General features: G+C 40.8%; 24 protein-coding genes. 2 read left to right on the top strand and 22 right to left on the bottom strand.

Annotation, left to right across the window (positions count from 1 at the left end):
* On the top strand, positions 1-1,052 hold a 1,052-nt coding region (locus tag ACOTX2_RS19095; RefSeq protein ID WP_421625957.1), incomplete at its 5' end, for a helix-hairpin-helix domain-containing protein.
* A gap of 165 nt (positions 1,053-1,217) precedes the next feature.
* Here ACOTX2_RS19095 and ACOTX2_RS19090 read toward each other — a convergent pair.
* Positions 1,218-2,300, bottom strand: a complete 1,083-nt coding sequence (locus ACOTX2_RS19090; RefSeq protein ID WP_001232447.1) for a hypothetical protein — start codon at positions 2,298-2,300, stop codon at positions 1,218-1,220.
* A gap of 360 nt (positions 2,301-2,660) precedes the next feature.
* A complete protein-coding gene (locus ACOTX2_RS19085; RefSeq protein WP_001285422.1) occupies positions 2,661-2,873 on the bottom strand; it encodes an Hha/YmoA family nucleoid-associated regulatory protein in 213 nt (70 codons plus the stop codon).
* 169 nt (positions 2,874-3,042) lie between these two features.
* Here ACOTX2_RS19085 and ACOTX2_RS19080 point away from each other — a divergent pair, with 169 nt between their 5' ends.
* A complete protein-coding gene (locus ACOTX2_RS19080) occupies positions 3,043-4,218 on the top strand; it encodes a tyrosine-type recombinase/integrase (RefSeq protein ID WP_000795949.1) in 1,176 nt (391 codons plus the stop codon).
* Positions 4,219-4,519: 301 nt separating this feature from the next.
* On the opposite strand, the gene ACOTX2_RS19075 is transcribed toward ACOTX2_RS19080, so the two are convergent.
* The 20 genes from ACOTX2_RS19075 to ACOTX2_RS18980 all read right to left on the bottom strand — a co-directional run bounded on the left by ACOTX2_RS19075 (position 4,520) and on the right by ACOTX2_RS18980 (position 22,187).
* Positions 4,520-5,425, bottom strand: a complete 906-nt coding sequence (locus ACOTX2_RS19075; RefSeq protein ID WP_001198595.1) for a hypothetical protein — start codon at positions 5,423-5,425, stop codon at positions 4,520-4,522.
* A gap of 9 nt (positions 5,426-5,434) precedes the next feature.
* Positions 5,435-6,397, bottom strand: a complete 963-nt coding sequence (locus ACOTX2_RS19070) for a DNA replication terminus site-binding protein (protein ID WP_000119428.1) — start codon at positions 6,395-6,397, stop codon at positions 5,435-5,437.
* 90 nt (positions 6,398-6,487) lie between these two features.
* On the bottom strand, positions 6,488-6,934 hold the full coding sequence (locus ACOTX2_RS19065; RefSeq protein WP_000549069.1) for a hypothetical protein: 447 nt from the start codon (positions 6,932-6,934) through the stop codon (positions 6,488-6,490).
* 16 nt (positions 6,935-6,950) lie between these two features.
* The gene (locus tag ACOTX2_RS19060; protein ID WP_000107167.1) at positions 6,951-7,487 is read right to left on the bottom strand and encodes a hypothetical protein; all 537 of its coding nucleotides are present in this window, start codon (positions 7,485-7,487) and stop codon (positions 6,951-6,953) included.
* A gap of 73 nt (positions 7,488-7,560) precedes the next feature.
* A complete protein-coding gene (locus ACOTX2_RS19055) occupies positions 7,561-7,818 on the bottom strand; it encodes a hypothetical protein (RefSeq protein WP_001371933.1) in 258 nt (85 codons plus the stop codon).
* A gap of 7 nt (positions 7,819-7,825) precedes the next feature.
* On the bottom strand, positions 7,826-8,416 hold the full coding sequence (locus ACOTX2_RS19050) for a hypothetical protein (RefSeq protein ID WP_000578891.1): 591 nt from the start codon (positions 8,414-8,416) through the stop codon (positions 7,826-7,828).
* 44 nt (positions 8,417-8,460) lie between these two features.
* Positions 8,461-8,736, bottom strand: coding sequence for a hypothetical protein (locus tag ACOTX2_RS19045; RefSeq protein WP_001004200.1), 276 nt, complete (start codon positions 8,734-8,736; stop codon positions 8,461-8,463).
* 263 nt (positions 8,737-8,999) lie between these two features.
* On the bottom strand, positions 9,000-9,956 hold the full coding sequence (locus tag ACOTX2_RS19040; RefSeq protein ID WP_000149830.1) for a hypothetical protein: 957 nt from the start codon (positions 9,954-9,956) through the stop codon (positions 9,000-9,002).
* Between the two features lie 171 nt (positions 9,957-10,127).
* Entirely contained in the window at positions 10,128-11,066 is a 939-nt protein-coding gene (locus ACOTX2_RS19035) for a hypothetical protein (RefSeq protein ID WP_000472041.1), read from the bottom strand.
* A gap of 66 nt (positions 11,067-11,132) precedes the next feature.
* Positions 11,133-12,053 (bottom strand): hypothetical protein, encoded by a 921-nt coding sequence (locus ACOTX2_RS19030; RefSeq protein ID WP_044704555.1) that lies wholly within the window; start codon positions 12,051-12,053, stop codon positions 11,133-11,135.
* Between the two features lie 68 nt (positions 12,054-12,121).
* Complete coding sequence (locus tag ACOTX2_RS19025) at positions 12,122-13,057, bottom strand: hypothetical protein (RefSeq protein WP_000691119.1); 936 nt, start codon at positions 13,055-13,057, stop codon at positions 12,122-12,124.
* A gap of 69 nt (positions 13,058-13,126) precedes the next feature.
* Positions 13,127-14,005: a hypothetical protein gene (locus ACOTX2_RS19020; RefSeq protein ID WP_000762003.1), complete on the bottom strand. Its 879-nt coding sequence runs from the start codon at positions 14,003-14,005 to the stop codon at positions 13,127-13,129.
* A 78-nt stretch (positions 14,006-14,083) separates the two neighbouring features.
* Positions 14,084-14,605 carry a hypothetical protein gene (locus ACOTX2_RS19015; RefSeq protein ID WP_001011130.1) on the bottom strand — a complete coding sequence of 174 codons (522 nt, stop codon included), beginning with the start codon at positions 14,603-14,605 and terminating at the stop codon, positions 14,084-14,086.
* Between the two features lie 269 nt (positions 14,606-14,874).
* On the bottom strand, positions 14,875-16,107 hold the full coding sequence (locus ACOTX2_RS19010) for a DUF7146 domain-containing protein (RefSeq protein WP_000220379.1): 1,233 nt from the start codon (positions 16,105-16,107) through the stop codon (positions 14,875-14,877).
* A gap of 113 nt (positions 16,108-16,220) precedes the next feature.
* Positions 16,221-16,442 carry a hypothetical protein gene (locus ACOTX2_RS19005; protein ID WP_000192120.1) on the bottom strand — a complete coding sequence of 74 codons (222 nt, stop codon included), beginning with the start codon at positions 16,440-16,442 and terminating at the stop codon, positions 16,221-16,223.
* Between the two features lie 72 nt (positions 16,443-16,514).
* Entirely contained in the window at positions 16,515-18,521 is a 2,007-nt protein-coding gene (locus tag ACOTX2_RS19000; protein WP_000762700.1) for a VWA domain-containing protein, read from the bottom strand.
* Positions 18,522-18,597: 76 nt separating this feature from the next.
* Positions 18,598-19,725: a DUF3150 domain-containing protein gene (locus ACOTX2_RS18995; protein ID WP_000174396.1), complete on the bottom strand. Its 1,128-nt coding sequence runs from the start codon at positions 19,723-19,725 to the stop codon at positions 18,598-18,600.
* 63 nt (positions 19,726-19,788) lie between these two features.
* A complete protein-coding gene (locus tag ACOTX2_RS18990) occupies positions 19,789-19,962 on the bottom strand; it encodes a hypothetical protein (RefSeq protein WP_001176645.1) in 174 nt (57 codons plus the stop codon).
* 131 nt (positions 19,963-20,093) lie between these two features.
* Positions 20,094-21,152, bottom strand: a complete 1,059-nt coding sequence (locus ACOTX2_RS18985; protein ID WP_000063335.1) for an ATP-binding protein — start codon at positions 21,150-21,152, stop codon at positions 20,094-20,096.
* 57 nt (positions 21,153-21,209) lie between these two features.
* Complete coding sequence (locus tag ACOTX2_RS18980; RefSeq protein ID WP_000810361.1) at positions 21,210-22,187, bottom strand: hypothetical protein; 978 nt, start codon at positions 22,185-22,187, stop codon at positions 21,210-21,212.
* Positions 22,188-22,238 lie beyond the last annotated feature (51 nt).

Here is a 22,238-nt window from a genome sequence, read left to right as displayed (position 1 = left end):
AGGTCTGTCTGCTGCTGACAAGAGCCGTCAGAAGGATGCATGCGGCAGGTCTCTGTCACAGCGATCTAAGCTATAAAAACGTGCTTATCGATCCAGAAATGGGACATGCCTGCATCATTGACGTAGACGGCCTGGTTGTCCCTGGAAAGTATCCTCCCGACGTGGTGGGCACCCCGGATTTTATCGCTCCGGAAGTGGTGAAAACCAGTCATCTTTCCAAAGAGGATCCGAACCGCGTATTGCCAAGCATTACTACTGACCGTCATGCGCTGTCGGTGCTTATCTACATGTATCTGTTCTTCCGTCATCCGCTACGTGGCGGAAAAATACATGACATGTCGGATGAAGTACGTGATGAGACCTTATCTATGGGTGAGAAGGCACTCTTCATTGAACATCCGACAGACAAAAGCAATGCAGTCAAAGTCAGTCAGCTATCGTCCTTTTCACTGCCCTGGGCTGACCCGGAGAAAATTCCTTACACCATCATGGGCCCTTATCTGACACCTTTGTTTGAGCGCGCCTTTATAGATGGCTTACACGATGCCACTAAACGCCCGACCGCCGATGAGTGGGAAAGCGCCCTGGTTAAAACAGTCGATCTGATACAGCCCTGCCAGAACAAGGCGTGTGAACAGAAATGGTACGTTTTCTCGGGTAAGACAAAGCCGGTTTGTCCCTACTGCGGTACGCCATACAAGGGTAAATTACCGGTTCTAAATTTATATTCTTCCCGAAAGGAAGGCAGTTATCGTCCTGACGACCACCGGTTGATGGTGTGGAGCGGGCAGTCAATCTATGCGTGGCATGTGAATCGCCTCATTGCGCCAAATGAGCGTACAACCGATTTGCAAAGGAAACGAGTTGGGTATTTTGTTTTCCATAACGATCAGTGGTGGTTAGTAAATGAAGGCATAAATGGGCTTATGTCATTACCGGATAAACGACAGATTGCCATTGGGGAAAAAATTGAACTGACGAATAACGCTCAGTTTGTTCTGTCAAAGGAGGAAGGCGGCAGGCTGGTCGTCGTTCAGTTAGTAGAAAACTAACGGACGCCCATAACGACTAAAACGTTCTGGCAGCATACTGAACCTGTTTAATGAATCACTATATTAAGCTGTGTCAAATTTAAGCTGCCAGAAAAACTGACTGTCTGTGCCGGATATGCGGTACACCTCCTGCGGCAAGGGTTTAATGCGCAAAGCCCAATTTATTTATAAGAGTGAATAGTTTTGTGGCTCTACCCTGCCGCTCTCCTTTCCTGTGTCATGGTTTTTAACATCTGAAATACTGACATTGTTAAGCCGGTGATTGTATAAGGCGATGCGGACAATCTCATGAAGATATTCAAGTTCGTTTTGTGTCAAGGACTGGCCTTCCTGGGTTTTTGAAATCATTTCCTGCCAGCAGATCAGTCTTTCGTAACTGACATGTTCGCTGTTTTCCAGGCAGTGCAACCTGAAATAGCGAAGGAACAAAGGAAATTCATCGGTCTGAGCGATGTCATAAGCCCGAACCGTTAACCTACACAGACATACAATCGTATCCTGCTGTAACCTGACTAACGCGTTATGACTGCCCGGAAGGATATCAGGCAATTTCATCTTACAGTCAGCAAGGCGCTGAAGAAGAGGCCCTTCCTCTGAAGGCTCCCGTCCCCGATACTCCTGAAGAGGTTCAGATTCAAGTTCATGCATTAATGGATGATATAGCCATTCCCGGGAACTGGTCTCATCAATGATCAGGCTTTCAATGCACTCACTGTATGTTGTTTTACGTCGCCCGAGCTGCACCTGACTGATTTCATATTCAATATCTGGAAGATCGATACGCAATGCGGCAACTCTTTCGGAAGGATGAAGGTGGTCAAAGGTTAACTTCGCAGAAATGCTACGATCCCTGTCCAGAAAGACGGCCACACATAAATCATTAACCTTTACGAACAGATCAGCTGTGCCTCCGAACATACTGCCGCTTCCAATAACCTCATTCAGTGAAACCGGCCCACCATCGTCGCCAGCGAGAAGATTTGGGAAACCAAGAACCTGGTGCTCGTTGATGACTTCAATAATTTTTCCCCGGATGGCTTCCATCAGACCATCACAGTCACCGGCTACAGCAGTACTGTGTGAGAAATGCCAAAGCTTGACCTCCCCCTGCTTTGCTAACAGATCAGTTTTGCAAGCGGGGCAGATGCAGTTACAGTCGATACCCCGGCTGACCTCTGTAATATCTAAAAAGAGTCCTGATTCTCTCTGGAGTCCAAATGGAATACCAAATGTGTAACTCTTACGCATGGCTGCACCCCGTTTTTGATAATTATTCAAACTATATCCGAAATAACGGAGGAGGATTTCTGTAAAACGAATTAAAAGAAATGATTTTTTAGTTTTCCAGATTAATGTTTGACAAGAATCAAATGAGAGCCTTACAAATATGGAGAGAGAAGTTTAGGTAAAGTAACTTTTATCACAACTTCTAAAATTAAGGAGAATATCGGATGTATTTAGCAGTGGGCTTGGCTTATGATTAAAGTCTTTCTCCGAACTTAATAAGAAAGTTAAAAAGACAGGCTATTACAGTGCCTTTAGCCCCGAAAGGGGCATAAACTATTTTCAAATCCAGACACAGTCTTTTTGTTGTGCCAATATCAATAATTACTCGCGAACAAAGGTCCACACACTCGCAGGAACTTTGTCATATAACTTTTTCATTGTCAGTTCAGCTTTACGATGATCATAAGCACCAGAAATTTCAAGAGAGGCGACACCCGAGTTTTTTTCACATAACCTTTCAAATACTTTTTCGAGCGTTTCGAACGAACTACACTTACGGAATTTCATTAAATAAGACTGCTTTGTGTCAGACATAATCAACCTTCTTTAGACAGGCCTCAACTGGCCAGGGATAATCTTAATATCATTTTTCACTTAAGCCTAACGATTTCACAACCTTTTTCGTTGTTTCCACCCTGTTCATAACCAGGTACATGAGTGCTAAAATGACTGTAAATAAAACCAGTGTATCCCGGTGAGCAGGATGAAGAATCAATCAGTGATCAGACAGTTTTCGGAAAGCGAATTGCATCAGCAGCTGGAAACGTTCGGCAACCATGATAAACAGCTTTCACGCTTGATCCGTTACTTTTCCCATCTGAGATACAACACAGCTAAAACCTATCTGCACTGGCTACGAGTATGGAACGAATGGTATCAGGCGAATGCCCGGTTGCATACAGACTGGCCAGTAAGTTCGCTCCCCGTGTCTGAGGAAGCTCTGCTGGCGTTTATGGGGCATCTTGAAGGCAAATTGTCACGAAGCAGCATAAACAGCTGTCTTCAGGCCTTAAACAGTATCCATAAAAAAGGGCTTAACCTGCCCGGGATTATTACGTCTGAAGCATGGTACATGCTGGAAGCCTTAAAACAATCGGAAGCCCGGAAGCGAAAGACGACTAAACAGGCAACTCCCTTTCTTATTGGCGATCTCAAGGCTCTGATAAAGTTACGCAGTACTACAAACTCAGTTCGTAAGCTTCGTGACCTGTGCCTGATCTGGACAGGCTTTGAAACACTGCTCCGTTCATCCGAAATTCGCCGTATACGTCTGAAAGATCTGTCTCTGGATAGTATGACCGGTGAATTTAACCTGACGGTATACCGTACAAAAACGAACATCAGTACACTTCTTACCTACCGGCTGACACGTCAGTTAACTAACTGCCTCTTGAGATTGATGAACCTTGTGAAAATGGATCAGCACAGTCATCCGGATGAATACCTTTTCCAGGCCGTAAATTTCCATGATACAGGCTATATGCCACCCGGCTGGAAGCTTCGGAGTAAAGGGAATGAGCTATCTGAGCTTCTTAAACGGCATAACCTGCCCTACCGTGCTAAACAAAGTCTTCTGAACGATGAAGATGAGGAAGACACTGTGGACGATGCCGGTATGCTCAGCAAAAATTCCCTTTTACGGGCATTTAAAGAAATGTGGAATGAGCTTTATCCAAATGAGACTAAAACCCGTTACTGGACAGGGCACAGCGTTCGTGTAGGCGGTGCGATACAGCTGGATATTGAAGGTTACTCGCTACCACAGATTATGGAAATGGGGAACTGGTCGAATGAAGAAATGGTTATGCGCTACATTCGCAATATTGAAGCTGGTAAAAAAGCCATGATCAAGCTTATGCGAAATGCCTTTGATGAATAGCGCCCTCACGGGCGCATAACTTTATTTTTTCTTGAACGGGTTAAGTCTGGTGAGATTAGAGAGTGCCCCTCCCGGAGGCAAAATTCCCGTCCTTTTATATTTGTACACGCCATTTAATTTCATTGTCTGGATTCCAAGATTAATAAGCGTGACAAGTTTAAGGGTATACAGGAGTGTAAATTGGGGAGCAACCTGAATAAAAACTAATAACAAGCCTGCACACATTACACGTAGCCATGCCGCGTACTCCATGCTCAGCGGACGCTTGAAATAGAATCTTTCGAGCAAATCAACTGTCTTATTACTGATCCACGCCGCCGCCACTGAGAGTAACAACACGATGCACACCATAATGCCCAGTTCCATTTTCACTCCCTTCTCTTTTAGTCTGTTTAAGTTGAGGCTTAGCCACAGTAGTTTTGTTTTTTGCTTTTTTCTTAGGTTTGGTATGGTGAAACAGAAAACAATCCACCATTACCCAACCATTTTTATATCGAGCCACCAGCATCTTCTGGCTGGGGTAATGAGCATGAAACAGCATTTTCACGTCCATGGTGCCCATCAACGACTGTTTGCGCTTTAGCTCATCCTCAGCCATCTGAAATTCTTGTAAGAATTCTGAAGACAGACGCTGACGCAGAATTCTTATGGCACTGGAGTTTTCATCATTCTTTGCCAGGTGCCCGAAGCGTACAAGTGCCTTGTGGGTTATCTGGATGGGTCCCAGATGAGAGCTGAGCTGTTCGTACTGCCAGAAGTAGGTCAAATCCACCTTAACCCAGCTGATGCTGTCCAGCAGAGCCTCGTTCATGATGGTTCCGGACATAGGTACCATTGTCAGCCTGGCCAGACGCATATGTATGTAGTCCGTAAGCAACCTCAGCGACTCAGGAACGTTTTTATTGAGTAGGAGATGCTGAAGCACCGGGGTTGCGGTCTGCCAACACAGATTGCGCCCGTCAGGCAGGAAAGCAAACTTTTGATCGTCAGGCGCAGAGTTCGAAGCGTTTTCCTTACGAAGCAAAAAATAATGGCCGCACAGCAGCTCTGCTCTTACCTGGTCCTCGTCAGGGTCATGTCGGGCTTTACTTAGATCAACGGTTAGCACAACGCGGTTAATCGCATCAGCGTGATATTTTTTTACCCAGACGCAGACACGATAGAGACGCTCATCGATTTTCTGGCTGGCTGTGGAAATCCATTGCATTGTTGTTCCTTAATTTTCGGGGCTGACAATGAAAATGCCCAGCTCAGCCCCCGGCACGAGTTCTGTATATTTCAGGCTCAGCTTCCGTTGGTTGGACGGACCCTGGCTGTTTTCAGGAGCCCAGTCAGAGAGCGTTTTTAATTGAGGTATGTTGCCTGCTGCGAAAATGGGCAAGGATGCTTTTACTACTGAATAATCAGTCTCAGCATATTTATTCCCGTTTCGTTCCTGCCCTTCAGGCCTAAATGCAAAAATGTGAGCAATCGGAACAGGGAAAGAGTTAGTTCGACAAAGGCGATAAGATTCGCCCTGCTTCAGTGGGTGAAATTCAAGACGGTGTAAAGCCTTATCGATATTAGACACGACATTCAAATTGGTAGTTGCTACATTTTTTACTTCTGAGGCTCTCCTGCGCTCCAACAAACTCACAAGTTGCTCTGCTGTTTTAACTTCCTGGTTTCGGTTTAGCCGCCATGAAAAAGTAACTTTTTTAAGCTGGGACTTGATGAAAAGGATATTTCTTGTTGAGTGCATAGCGACAAGGCCCGGGAGCTTCTTGTGCACTTTATCAAAACGGACATTCTTTTTATTATCGATACGCCTCATTGCCGCAGCAAAATCATTTTTTGCTTCGTTTATAGAAGTGATCAAGCTTTCGAGAAGATCTGCTCTTTCGGGGACAATGATTAGACCCGGGTATTTAGTGGTTACTTTGGTGGAATCATGACTTAATGACTCTATGTCATCCACACAGATGTCAGTAAGTGCCTGAATAATTTCCTCAACCGAAGCATCGTCTTTAATACTAACCCTGATGGGTTTAACCTGCTTCAAGCGCTCTTCTGTTCTAGATACGGTGGAGACAGTCATCAGGTTTGCCATCATCGGGGGGGTGTTCGAAAGAAAACACTTGAGCGAGTCGATGCGTTCCAGAATCTGGTCACGAAAATAGGGCAAATCGTCATAACTCATACGTTTCTCCAGGCTCATGTTATTTCCAATCAATTTTGCTGCCCAGGCTGACCTTGCAGAACATAAATGTCATGTAAACCTCTAAAGAAGTCATTTTGAAACAGCTTTCACAGCATGCGATTTATGTTCGATAGGGCTCATGAACAAAGGATGATAATGGAGACGCCATGGATAGTGGATAGTCTTACCCACCTGGGTGATCCGATTGAGGCGAAAACGACCATTTATACAGTCAACTGACCAAAGCCCGGGAGAAACTAACCTCTTCCAGCGGTAAAAAGAGAAACCTGCAACACAGAGGTCATGCTCCAGGAAATGTTGAGTTTCGACGACGCGAACTTTTATCAAAAACCCCAGCATTGGCGAAAACCAGATCAACAACCATGTTGGCGGCAGGATGACTTTGTTCAGGAGATGATCTGTCATAAGCAAGGCAGATAACATCAGAAAACTGATAGTCAACCACAGGGCCATCCAACCGGCCCATACGCGGCTCTGACAGGGTTTCCATTCGAGAAGAAAAAGTTTTTTATGCATTCTGCCCCGCCTAATTTTAATGTATTGCCGAAGTATGCTGCATCATGATGGTGGTGCGGGGAAAGATTTCAAACTTCCACAATTCTGAAGCCGTGTTCCAACCATGAAAGATCCCGTCTCCACAGCGAGTGTTAAAAGCAAGAATTTCATCCCTGACCTGGTAAGCGAGCACTTCTGGCATATCAATAAACTCAGGTAAGGAAAGAAGAATTCCATGGATAACTTCTCCGGTTAACTTACTCATAACCTCTTCCTCAGACAGGGCAGCGTCCGGGAACAAACACAACGGAAGTGAAAAACAACATAGGTCAAGACCAATAGCAGCCCTTCCTGCGTCGTAGCCTTCTTCATTAACGACAAAACGAAAGAATTTTTCTGTCTCACCCCGTAATGATGACGGTCCTTCAGACGGAACTTCAATACCACTGAAGACTTTATCGGTCCAGTTGGTAAAAGGACTGGTGAAAACCCAACAAATTAAGGATAACGCCAGCTCTTCCTTAAACATACGTTCAGTGCCGGTAGTTCTGGAAAGTTGCTTTTGAGTACTCATGTTTTACCTGTTGCATGAAATTATTGATGTTATATAAACACAACCGGCATTTTATCTAATAGGTTTGAAAACACTAAAAATCGCAAATGCTGGTACCTTTCTGTTTTAAGAGATTTTCAAGGTAAAGTGAGGCTAGATCAATTGGCTGGTTCTCTTCAAGACAGGCTCGCACAAGATCTTCAATAGAGACCGAATCAACCCCCCTTCCCTGTAAAATTTCTTTAGCAGATGCCAGCGTTTTATGAACGCTTCGACTTAGTTGTAATCTGACTTGTGTGCGGGTATCAAAAAGACAATCTTCTGTGACACTTTGTGAAACGGTTCTACTCATTGAAAAATCACTCCATTTCTGGGATCGAATGAAAATTAACAGCTATAGATGTATCAGGTTTCCCATTTTCTACGATACTCAACCACGTACGCGCTGAGATTTGTTGTTCACAGACGAGTATGTAACCTGTTCCCTGTTGATGATGTAGCTCAAGAGCTTTTAGGATAGGCTCTGAATGAGGTCCGAGAGCATCACGCGTGTGAATAAGCGTTTGCTCTGGCAATACGTTGCTAAGCATAGACAGCAGAACATTACGCTCATCCTCATTATCCGACAAAACAAGAATTATACGAAAACCCGTTTTTATACGAAATCTGATTTCTGAAACTAACTTTCTTAATCTTAATTTATATATGACCAGGCGGAATCGAGTCATCAGTAAAGAGACCACTGTGAAGATAACGATTACTGCGCCATATTTTGACCTGTAGAACCACCAGTTAAGGCCTCCAGCAACTATCAGGATTAACATTAAAATTAAACTCCCATAGAAAAAAAGTGCTGGGTAGCGAGTTGTCTTTCCTTCAATTAGTGCTGAGGCAAATATCAAAATGGATATTCCGTAAATTACCCAGTCAAAAATACTTTCTCCAATCATTCTTTAGTGAACATCCTTAAAAGTGGAAATGTAGGTTTATGGGTTTATGCATTTTCCTGATGGCCTTGACAACCAAGGATTTCACAGAAATTGTCACAGTGTGAAGCTGTAACAAAGCGCTCTCCACGTTCGAATCGCTCAACCAAATCCTTTCTTACTTCACTTCCAGGTTTCTGGAAGATGTACTCAAACTGGAGATCCTCGGCCGTTGAAAGTAGTCGTTCTATGCTGAAATCAACATGGTAAAAGCAAAACTGATTATCAACCGGGGGAAAGTTGCTTTTGGTACTGTTCTCGTTTTTGGATTTTAGTTCATTCATGAGCTCTCCTTGGTTGAGAACAGTATACAAATCTCTTTAGGGATTTTTTTTCGTTAATAGCACTTTTTTGAGTTTAAAGAGTATGTTCATACCAGAGCATTAGAGGCTACGAAAAGGATAATGGAATTAGAAAGATAGATTTTAAGTGGTGATGTAAGGTGGGATAGGTAGAAGAGGAGTAGACGCTTGTAAGCGAGGCAAAAAAAAGGCACGGAAACCGTGCCATAAGAGTATGTGAGAAAAAATCAAAATCAGGGAAAGAATCAAGCAGCTTGTGAAACTGAATCTCCAACTGCAAGATTTAAATTTCTTAGGTTATCGAAAACTTCAGATACTAAGTCATTACGGTCGTGGATTTTAATCCGCCCACCGGTTAACTCTGAAACATAAACGGTATGGCAGAGGTCAGTAACCACTTCGCCGTATTCATCAACGACTTCCAAAGATGCAATCATCGGAATATAAGAAGCCGCAGCATAGCTCTCATAAATACTTATTATGGAGTCATTGTTGCGTCGAGAAATTACCCTACCAGAAGGTAAAGCCTCATCTTCCATATAGCAATCAGATAGGTCCTCACAGAAGTCATTTTCTTTAAGTGAAATATTAAGGGTCAATTCACTGTTGATAGAGCGTGAATAAGAATATTCACTCAGTTTATAGCAAGCCAAACTTATATCACTAAAAGTTTCATAAGCTTTATAGAGGCTCGATGTTATAGACTCAGATACAAATGTTATTAGTCCAATAAAATGAGTATCCCAGAACTGTTGCAAAGCAAAACGGGCAATCATAACCTGACCATCAACCTGCATCAGTCTGTTATATTCATCCCGGTCATAACCTTTCGACTGAGAAACATCATTAGACATGCTAAGAACTTCACTACAAACATCATCATATTCAAAACGGCTAGTTGCAAAGTGTTTTCCTGAAATCTCAAGGTACTGACCAGAGACTGCGTCAAACACCTCAAGAAAGTAACAGAGTCGAGATTTTAAAGATTCTCTGTTTAAAGCTTCTATTTCATTCTCAGAGATACTATCGACATATAAATCAACAGCATTCTTGAGTTCAATAGCTTTGATATTACAGGTAAAAGAAAGCTCGTCACTTTGACAATGGCAAACACTTAATACTATATCCGCCTCATCAAAATCTATGCCAAGATAGCTCAGAACTGCTCGGACATAGTTTTTATCATCAGATGAATGTGTCATATACACTACCTCAAATTTGAGAGGAAGTGCCCCAGAAGGGAAGCGACTTCCCCACTGGGTTAGATAAAAGTTTGGTTAAGCTAAAAGAAGATGCCAGCGACAGATTTTACATTGTCATAGACAAGTGTCTTCAGCCAACCAAAGTTACTTTTTTGGACTGAAGCAAAAGGATCATTGAGACGCGTTACGAAAATCGTCAAAAGCTTCAGTTATTAGTAATGTGCGATCAGTTACTCTGTATCGGTCATTACTTTCGAGAGATACGTAAGTTGAATGCGAAGAATCACAGACAACACGCCCTCTTTTATTGATCAATCTTACTTCCATCATCACCGGCACATTGATAATTGAAGCAACATCGGTATAGAGGGATATGAGGGCATCATTGTCACAATATAACGCCCCGTTCCCATCAAATGTATCGTTAAACTTAATATATATATCTGGCATATTTGCCGGATAATCATCAGTATTGAAATCAATGCATAACTTTAAGTCATCATTAATACGGCGATTAATCTTATGCTGCCCAACACGTACAAAGCCATGTTCAACAGCTTTGATAATCCTTAAAGTTTCATTAAGACAATCTGTAATTCTTTTCTCGACAAATGAGATAAAGTCACCAAAGTCGGAATGAAAAAACTGTTTAAGTGCAAATTTCGCAACTAACACTTTCCCATCCACCTTCATTTTATCGAGATAAAGATTTCTTATAGCATCAGTAGAAGAATTAGCTTTAGATAACTCTTCACAGTCATTAATAATCATTGAAACAATATCAATAACTTTAACTGGGCTTAAAGTATTACTATATCCGCGAATATCAAACGTAAAAAATCCGAAATTCTTAAATACTCCAAGAAAATAAATTATTTTTTGTTTCAAAAGAATAGAATCGGAGTAAGATGCGTTGTGCTTTATTAGTTCAGATATGTAGAGATCCAACATACAATTTAAATTATCGATATCTACATCGTAATCAAAGGTTACTTTGTCGAACGAAGTATCAGATAATTGAACGGTTATATCGTCAGCGGGAACATTAAGGCCTAAATTTTGATAAAGAAAGGCACTAACAAATTCCACGTGGTCAGATTCTTTAAACATTTACACTACCTCATGACTAAAAAGGAAGTGCTTCCCACCGGGAAGCAAGTTCCCGGATGGGTTAGATTAATTATAAAAGAGTTCTTCAGAAGGTAAATGCATTTCTGGTTTGAACTGTTTTAAGGAGTTGTTTATAGCTTTTCGATATAACCCTGAAGAGTGTGGCTTAAACATTTGATATTCCGTAACGAGCAGAGGAGACGTAAAGCATCCTAAGTTCACTAGTGAAATATTTGATGTTTCTTCACAAACATCTAATTCAGCGTATATCCGCCTCTTCATTACCCTGCCTGCTAAATAGCGACGAACATGATTTATAAACTTGTCCGCATCTGATATAGAATTAACTATATAATCAGATGTGACTATCTGATTAGATACAGTTTCAGGTATAGCTTCGGCTATTATTTTTACGTTCATTTCATAATCAACACTATGGAAGCAAGCAAGAATTTGTGGCTTCGCGCTTTCTAAAATCTTTTCAAGAACAGAAAAAATCAGAGAGAACTCGTTTAAAATTCGCTTTTGTATAAGTCCATGTAGATGTTTTATGAAAGGAGAACCGTGTTCAACAAGGCCTAGTATAAGATCCTTAGAGGCCAAATCTGAGCGGTAATAAACGTATTCTAGATTATCCCGGTTAAATCCTTTGATAAGCAAATCAGGCTGCTCTGAGACCAGTCGTAAATGAGTTGAAGCTATAGAAACTTCAAAACGAAAGTTCGCGAGATTTACAGGGCCTGCTTTTAATGTAGCCGCTTCGGAAAAATAAATGAAAAGAGGATGCAAATCATCGTTACCACAGTAAAGATGGTCTGCGCCCTTAAGATATTTCACCAAATGAGGTAGAAAAGATATTACTGGAATATCAGCCACAAATCGAATATGCCGAAATGGTTTTGAATCCAAATATATATTTTCCACTACAGCGCCAACAAAACCCATTTTAACAAGAATAGATTCAACTAACTTTTGTATCGCATTCATTTAAATACCCTCTTAATAGAGGGATTTCTCCCAAAGGGAGAAATCCCTATGGGAGAAAATAATTTTAATTAATAATTGTAGCGAAGCGCATGTTCTTTTTCACTAAGATGGTTTTCATATTCCGACTTACCAGAACTTAAACACTCTTTGAAAAAGACCTTTGAAAAATTCTTCAAGTCACTTCGGTTGTTAATTTCTTTGTCAGACATCAACTTAGCTGAGTGTGAGGTATCCACAGGCCCCAACCACCATTCATATTTAATATAAACACAATTGGTTTTTGTATGTCCATTTAGAAATCGTTTTGCATTTCTAAGTATTTTTCTACAACCGTTAAGGTCTGAAAGTAAGATATCTGGAGCAATGAGCTCTTCCAGAATATGACCAGGTAAGCCTTTCCTAAAAAGCTCAACATCGTAACTACAATACCAGTCACGATAATTAAAAGCTTTAATAAGTCTTTCAGGTGTATCCAAAGATATCTTATTCAGGATTTTTAATGCAAAGCATACAGCATCTTTTAACAACTCGTGCACCTCAACATTGATAAATGAGAAAAACGAGCTTAATTCTTTCTCTAAGGAATTATACAACTTACCGTAAATATCCTGAGAAAAAAGATACTGCAATCTTTCTTTATTATAAGTGCAATTCGAAATTGAATAGACTTCTCCTCTTTCGATTTTGCACCCTTCCCTTAAAACTATAGGAAACCTCAAATGGTTAACAATGAAAGAATGATTCTTTCTTTGCTTCAAAGCATCTAATTGAAATTTCGTAATTTCCTCCAGATTTGCATCTTCAAAACCTGGAAAGGGAATATCACAGAAACAAGAACTATATGCTTTTGCTGATTCATACATAAACTCCAGTGAAACATCAGCATCAAAAGACATACCAGAGAACATGCCCTGCCCATTGTCTAAAAATGTAATGTTTTTAACCTGTATTTTTTTATGTTGAACAACCAAAAAGGCATTAATGATTTTTTCGATAATTTTCATGTGATCCTCTCTCAATAAAAAAGGGATCACTCCCATATGGGGTGTGATCCCCACATGGGTATAATTTAATTAAAAATCTGTAAGACCTAAATCTTTATTTCTACCACAAACTGTAGAAGATATAAGACGTTTTACTCGCTTTCGAGCACTTCGGCCTGACGTATCTTTCAAGTACATCGGTAATGACAATGATGAGATTTGATTACTTCGCTTATGATGGCAGACTATATAGCCCTGCCTCCACCCCGAACGCACAAACTCACGGATGCGGTTAATATATGCCGAAGCTTGAGATTTTGTACTTATCGATTCAGAACACTTTAAGTTCTGTTCGATAGAGTAAAGCTCAGCCGCCATTAATTTCACCTCATACAGGTCATCCCCATAACTTATAGTTTTCAACAGCTCTTCCTTTTCCCGAATGAAAAATACTTGCTGCATTCCAAGGATCAGGTCATAGGCCTCTCGAAAGAGGTCGATAAGCTTATTACGAACATAAATCATAAACTCCTCAAAGTGCTGAAGCCAGAAATAAGCCGCATTACTTATTTGTGAATTGTGAGAACAAACAAGCCCTTTAGCAAGCTCGACCTCTTCCTCCCGAAAAGTAAAGTTACTTTTCTTAAACCGACTTTGTTCAAAAATGCTTTGATGCATTTCTATCCATACAGAAACAAAACCGAGGGATTCAAATTCTTCGTTTAACAAATGTAAACTTTCGAAGATTTTCTGAATTTCGATCCCGATGTCATATGACAGTGGACATTCTTTTATAGAATAAACATAACCGGGTAGGAAGTGAGATAAATGCTCAGTTCGCAAATATAAACTGAATTTAAGTTCTGTCAGTGGTTGTTTCAAAGATAATTTAGATGATTCGCTTATATTTACTGGTTCAACACCATTTCTAATCAAAATAGCTTTTACCAGGTCCGTAGCTAACTTCATACAGCCTCCAGTCGTTATTGAGGCCTCCCTGATGCAGGTTGGCCATCAGGGAAAATATGTAAATCAATTAGCAACCAATCAGACCGTTGCCATTACATTGTCAATGTATCTGACAAGGGATGGGCGGTCGTCCTGTAAGGCAAAACGGCGAAGGTCATCAAGATTATACGCAGGAAGATAATCAGCGTAACCTCGAATACGAAGGTCCTCAACCACAACTTTTATATACTCAAATCGTCCAAGATTTCCTTTTAATGGGGGTTTTCCTGGACTAGACAGCATATCGTCTGCTTGCTCCCATGTGATTTCTTTAGCTTCACCACTATGTAGATCAAGATGGACATATATGAATGACTTATAATCTCCACGGCAACGAAGATAATATTTCGGATAGAAATATTTGTCACAACGCAACAAACACGTTCCTGAAGGACGAACTACGTACAACAGGTTTCTGTCATTTTCTAATATGCCATGTTTCAAAATCGTTATATCTATCTCATTATCATGCAGCAAATAGCATGACGATGGTTCATTGACGATGCGCGATTTTATAACAGCAGCAAATTTATTAAAAACTTCGTTAGTTTGAAAATTCATTAAAATGCTCTCCGATGTAAAACGACGAGCATCACCATAACGGTAATACTCCCGTTATGGGTTTTAATAGTTTATGGAATAACCATGTCATACAACCGACCATAGCCAGTAGTACCGCACATTTATTTAACTGAGCAAGCATCTCAGCCGTGAAAAGACCTTAAAGGCAGGTAATTATCACGAAGGAAAGCGGTTATCTTATCAATACAATTTAAAAAATAATATTGATAAGATAACCCCCCCCGCAAAATGCGGGGGAGTTATCGTTGTTACAGCTGATTAAGACATTCAGGAGCCCAGTGAATCGGGAATCCATCCTGCCCTGTTAACTGGAGAACATCGTTCCAGTCGATACCCTTTTTCCCATCAGGAATATCTTGTGCTGGTTCGAAGACTTCAATTGTCAGCTTTGATGCGGGATATCGTTTAGCCAAAAACTCAACCATGCGGCTTTGAAGTCGCTGAGCAGCTTCGATACCGGCACGAGTGCCTTGTGAGTTAGCAATATCCTTATCCGCCCAGATATAAAAGTTTATATATTTTACATCCGGCGGAGGCAGTAAAAAATCAGGAACAGTAACGTTTTCAAGGCACCATGCGGAGCTGGCTGCCCAGCATGGTGTTGAAGTCGCTTCTACAACAGAAAGCGCATTCTCGATCCCTTCAGCCACTCCCAGTGTCCAGGTCGAACTACCTGAATCATAGTGAGGGTCAAACAACTGAATTGAGCCACCTGTCATATCGGCAGGAGGCTTCATCATCAGCTTTGGATTTTCTACAGGTGCCTTATCACCGTTTTTGTCTACGTATGTTCTATGGATAGTCAGAGGCCGACCTCGGGTGTCACGATAGATTGCAATCATTCCCGGATAGATAATCGATTTCTGCTTATCTTTATCCCAATAGTAGATCCGGTTATTAAAGCCTAAATCCTTTGGTAAGTGACTCAGTAAGCGGGAGATCCCACGATTACGGAGGTACAAAGCAACAGGAGTATTAGGCTTTATTTCACCGGTATAGTGATACATCACATCAAGTTTTCGCATTCGCTTTGCCACTTCCTCTCGGTCAAGAGTTTCTGTGGCACGAACTGCTGATTTATAGCGTCGTTCATTTTCAATGTCGGCGTCAGTTAACGGAGCATGCAGATCCATCCCGAAAAAATCTGAGAGAATCTTTTTGCAAGTCTGCGTTTTACTTAATTCATAATATTTCGCCAGAACATCAATTCCGTCGCAAAACTCATTTACCGGAAAGTCATTATGGATCGCACATCCGGTATAAAGGTCTTTTTGTCGGAAACGAAACTTCGATTTCCCTGCGCCAGTAAACGGGCAAGGAACCTGGCTCGGGGCTTTTGCACAAGCGTCTTTGAAAGCAGGTATTCTTTCGAATATATACTTCCAGCCAGACACTTCAGCAATTCGAGCATGAACGAGTTTAATAAAGTGTTCAGATACTTCCTGTGGTTTACGACGAAGAGCCGGGGATGCATAAGTCATGATGATCTCTCTTATCTGGCATTGTGAGTTTCTCAATGCCTTCTGCGGTGCAGAAGACAGGGAGAAACCCACAACGCAGAATTTAAGAAAGAGGGCCCGGGGGCCCTCAACATTTATGCTTCAGTCGTGAAGCCATTATTCTCAAGACGCTGTATGTAGTTATCTACAAGTAACGCAGCCTGCTGGCTATTACCCTCCGCTATAGTGACTTCGCGGAAGATTCTTTCCTGAGGGCTATCATTGCTTATAACTTCACCAACACGTCCGAAAATACGGACTTTATGCATCGCACCGACTTTTTCATGTTCTACACGGTAAGTTTTTATCTGAGTCATATTTTGCTCCTTATTCCTTCATGGAGCAAAAAGACCCACCGGGGCCTTTTTGCCCCGATTGGGTAGAGTTTATTAAGAAAGTATTTGATGAACTAGCTTACTGACTTCAATAGACAATAAAGAAGTATCATCAACTGTTACGAAAGTGTCCGTTTCAAAACCAATTATTTCATCAGTCTTAATACCAACACCAACGATTTCTATTCCATTACATTTAGCCTTTTCCATAACTTCGACGATAGTAAATTCCGATTTATTCGGATAACCATCAGTTATAAGAAAAATTATTTTCCTATCGAATTGGCTGTCAAGTAACAGATCAACAGCTGCCATTAAAGCAGATCCCGTAGGGGTATAATAACCCTTACATCCAAGAGTGAATTTCGATAGAGATTCCTCAACGCTTTGATCAAACGTTTTGATAATCTCAAATTCACTTTCCTTGAAGGGAAAAACTATATTGGAGACATGCATTTTTGACAAACTTTCAGCGGCCATCGATAAAGCAAGATCTGACTTAATGGCATGAATATATCTTTCATCATTAGCCATTGACGCTGAAATATCACGAACTAATACGAGGCCAACATGCCCTCTATTTTTAGATTCGCTTTGAGCTCTGAAGACATCACGAACTCCCATTTGTGACAGAATTAATCGATTTCCATCGAAGGTAATTCCACGCTCATGAGTTTTGTTTCGGCCACGCATTTTAACCTGCTGTAAAACAGACAAGTCGCTACCGATTGAATGACTCAGAGACAAAGCCTCATTGTAAACATTCAAATCGATAAGGAGATCAGGGATATCCCATTCAGAAGCACCGAATTCGGCTTTCACGTCATCGGATACTTTTGATGCAATACCTTCAATCTCTTTAGCCAAAGCATCGTGATAATCTTCGCTATCCTCATCACTGCTAAGAAAGGCATCCAACAAATCTGCCAGTATCTCCCATTGAGCCGATGAAAAGTTACTTTCATCTTCAACGTTAGTCGAACTGGCTTCATCTGATTCACTCTCGGAAGGGTTAATCGCATCAGTATCGTCTTCAATAATGTTATCACCCGTGGGATTGCCACCGGTGGGTTCATTATTTCCCTCGTTATCTTCAGCAAGTTCTGAAGGCTCAGAACATCCCTCTTGAGCAAGATCAGCGTTATCGGAAGTATCTGCCTGACCTTCACTATCGTCCTCAGAATCATCCTCACGACTATCAGTCGACGTAAGCGATTTATCTTCTGATTCGGTATCGGTATCGGTCTCGGATTCATCATATGCCTCCTGCTCCTCCTGCTCTGTCTGCTGCTGTTGTTCCTTTGCCTCATCCCGCAGTCTCTCTAAAAGAGCCAGGGTCTTACGAGCAAGGGATTCACAGCCCTGAGTATTTTCACAACCAAGAGCATCATGAAAAATTTCCTCAACATCAGAAATTACTGGAGAAAGTATCTTTTGGGCATAGTCAAAAAACGGATCGAGGGTTTCTTTGTGACCTACCTGCTGAAGGACTTTTACTCGCAATGAGTTAAGCAGATACCACTCAATAAATAGGACAGGATTTTCCGGACGAGAAGATATATCAGGAGTCATCCTTCCGGCTTTAACCATCAGTGCGTAAGTGGCTGCAAGCCGCCGCTTTGCATCCGGATAATCGTTACCAACCTTCTCTTCCATCTGTACATCATCGAACAGATTTATAAGCCCGGTAAGACGTTTTGCCCTGCTATAAGCTTTACGTTTCTCAGCGAGGCTCTCAAACTCTGCATTCATTCCGTCATCGAAGCGTGTAAACCCTTCAGATGACATGAGAACACTATTAAAGGCGTCACTGTAAACCTCACTGACGGTATAGCGACCATGACCAGCTTCATGACAGGTAAAACCTTCAATCAGACTGACAAAGTCATCATCGCTATAATCGCCGTTTGGTAAAACACAAACTTTATTGACAGGATCAAAATACGGTCCTTTGGTATTGTCGTCTATTACAACTCTTACATCGCCTAAGCCGCTAATGACTTTTGCTATATTCTGTAAACGCTTAATATGGCGCGGCGATGATTTAAGATCTAATTTCATAGAATACCTCTTTATAAAAAGGGGTACTCACCCAGATGGTGAAGTACCCATCTGGGGTTTTTAATAAAGCAAACAGTTACCAGCCTTTGAGCTCGATATCAAAACCATTTTCAGCATTGTCTTCCTGTTGCGAAACTGATTTCTCAGGTTCAGCTACAGAATCAGTGTTTGAAAACGTGCTGTTTTTTATATCGTTCTCTACGACAGGTTCAACCTGAAACACATTTGTTGAATCTAAAATAGCTTCAATACCTGTGTTCTGTAGCGCGTTCGGTTCTGTTTGTGAGCTTTGATTAAATGATCTGGTAATAGATTCCAACCAGTCAGTAACCTTTTGCTCTCCTGAAATAATACGCTTTAACATTGAAGCATCACTCATGAAATAAAACCACTGCTGTAACACCGCAACGTCGCGAGGTTCAGAAATGGCACCTTTAGGTAAATTATTCATTATGTGTTTTATAGCTTCTGCAAGTACTGCCGCCTCTTTATGTATAAACATGAAGCTAATGATCTTATTTTGCATTTGCTTCAGTCGGTCAATAGTACTTGAGCGCAAATTATTATTTTTACTAATTTTTTCATAAACCCTCATTGCTTCTTCTGCCAGATCTGTTATCAATTGTTCCTGATAGTAGTCCTGGGTTTCATCACCTTCAACGCTAATAGGCGTAAAAGGAATAAAGTGAGCAATATTAAATCTAAAGGATTTTATGAAATCATCTTTAGTTAATTTCAACTGATCAATCAAAGAAGACATTCTTGGGCTTCTATTTTTTTCAGCCTCAATATGCATCTCATAATTGTCTACAACGTTTTGAATACCTGCCTGAAACTCTCGTTCAATCTCTTGGGCCCCTTCCAGAAACTCTTCCATACTGGAAACTGGTAAAATCCACATATTGCTATAGCGGATGCACAAGCGTGAGCAAAGGGTTGATATTCTGCTGGTAATCGTACTTTTGAAGCTAAGGGCTTTTATGTCAATCCAACGTACTTCGCTTTTAGATACGCTTTTTTGATCCGTAATATCATCTCCATCATAAGACAAATCGATTTTATCGGTTCGACGCGATCCTTGACAGCCACTTATTTCAATTTTTGTTATAACTGCACCTTCCAGTAAATCTGGATATGATTTTGCAAAATTCTCAGAGATTTGTTTTGCAGATACTTTGTTAAGCATTGAAGTATTTAAAGTCATGGGTTTCTCCAAAAAAAAGGGGAAACCCTCCCCAACGGGAAAGATTTCCCGATAGGGTTGATATTAAAGCTTCTCTGGTGCAATTAAAAGAATACCGGGAAACTCAGCGGCAACATCATCATTGCCCATTGCTCCCTGATACATATAACCTTTTAATTCCATTTCTTTAATTAGACCTTCCATATTTATTTTACCATCATGATAAAACAATAAAGAATAGTCGTTATTCAGTTGCATAAGTCCAGTAAAATTAGTTCCGTTTTTTGCTATAGCAATGGTAGCAGCACCATCCGTACTTAAAAACGCACTAAATTCAAGATGGGATAACTCTGAGATACAAATATCAGAGGTTTCATAACAAATCCCATCTAACTCGACTTTTTTGCTGTGAAATACTCCAGCGATTTATCCTTGTCTTCGCCAAGAGAAAGATCTATAGCTTGAAGAACAAGATCGACCACATGTAAAGGTAAAGCAGAAGCAAAAGCTATTTTGAAAGTGTCAAGAAGACTAAAGGTTTTTAACGTCATCGACGTGCCAACCCAAGCTACTAATTGACGAATATCCATCACACTGTCTTCTGTACCAGAGTCATTTACTGCAATCGCTACTCTTACGAACTTCTCAATGACCTGAAAAGGCAAAGAGCTATATCGTTTAGTAAGCACATTGGTTAAAGCAACTTTGTCGGGCTTCTCCATTTCAACTATCAAGAACCGCTTTATAAAAGCTGCATCTTGACGTTGAGAAGAAACGAACCGGCGAGCGCCTCCACTCATGTTTGTGTTTGCAGTACCAATAAATCGCGTGTAGCCATTAGCAGTTATAACCTCACCACCATTAGCACTGAGTGACCAGGGCTTACGTTCAATGGGCATGTGAAGTTTTGCTGCCGTATCAGGATCGATTTTGTCCACTTCATCCAGAAGAATGAGGTGACCATTACGAAATCCCGTTACCAAATCGCTGTGTACAAAACCTGTATTACCACCATTAAGACTGCGCTCACCTTCAAGCTCATCAACTCGAATATTGCTGTTGATCTGCTTAATTGTCAGCGGCCAATTCATCATGTGGCTAATGTACATTACCATTTCAGTCTTGCCAGAACCGGACTCACCTTTAAGACACACACTTAAATCTATATCCGGACTGATAAGCAGTTTAACCACTTGTTCAAGTATTCGGGGATTTGGTATGTAGTCTTTGTTCAGCGGAGCTCGATACGAGGTTTTAGTTTTGAAAACAGGCACAGCCATCTTTGGATCCATTTCTGGAATACCAAAAAGGTCCTTTGCTAGAACTAAAAGATACTCACCTTTATCCACATAATGTTTTAACTTTATAACATCCGGGGAAAGAAGAGCTTCTAATTTTTCATAAGCATCAGAAGATGTTTCATTTAACTTCATAGCGGCATTAGACATTTTTAACTCCGGTAAAATGCAAACACCGCCCTCTGGCAGATGTTTGCCAGTGGCATTTTATTTGAGATTCATTTGGCAAATAGTTGCCATCAGTTTCCTGATTTGAGGCACATTATAACCAAGATGATTTCCCACTATTTCAAAAGCTTCAGACATGATCCATTCAAAATGATTTTCGAATATTGGATTTATTTCTAACTTGCCAAAAGCGTTTCGTTTAGTTAACAGATCACATGAAACAAGCTCGTCAAACAACTCTAATGTGGATTTAAAAGCTTTTATGTAAACATCCATAATTTCCCTGTCAGTCCATTTAACAGCCAGTTTTTTTTCTGACATTAAATAATCCTGATCAAAGAAGATGTCCCAGCCCATATCGTCATTGCAATCATGCAAAATGATTTCATCATCATTCCTGCATTCAGCTAATTTCGTGTTTTCACTAATCGAACGATGCGAATGATAATAGAGCCATGATTTTAATTCCGCTCTAAATTCACATGCATCAAGTCCATGAGATAAACAAGTGTATTCAAATGATTTTGACATATACCACCGTGTTTCAGCTTCTAAAAGTGGATTCACTGTGATATTACCATTGTCATCTTTGAAGAATAACTTTCTCCTCAACACTAGTTCTTTAATGATTTCCAAAGACTCTTCCATAGCGGATAGAAAAACAACATACACATCCTCAGGGGTCCATTCTATTACCAGACCACCCAAATCTGGGTTATATTCTTCAACCGAATATAGATAATCTGTTTCTGCTGCAAAATTAATTGTATGCAAAATCTGATTTTTAAGTAATTTGGATTTTTCATAAAGGTGATTTTCACGCCTTTCAGAATCATAATTTATCTCAGAAATGTTACTTTCATCTGATTTAAAGTTTAATCCGGACGTGTATGCATCATTTAAATGCTCTTTGGGTGAATCAACTATTTGCGTTATTTCATCTTCATCTATATCGAATATAGAAAAAAAACTAAGTTGATTACTACTTATTGCAGTAGCCCTAAATTTTTGTTTCATGGGGACTCCAAAAGGAGAAATCCCATGAAGGGATTTCTCCCCTTTAGGGTG

This window comes from Enterobacter cloacae complex sp. IR5412, assembly GCF_049237385.1.
In the GTDB taxonomy this organism is placed as follows: Bacteria; Pseudomonadota; Gammaproteobacteria; order Enterobacterales; family Enterobacteriaceae; genus Enterobacter; species Enterobacter intestinihominis.
The sequence above is the reverse complement of the archived record's forward strand: the minus strand, read 5'-3'. Positions and strand labels throughout refer to the sequence as shown.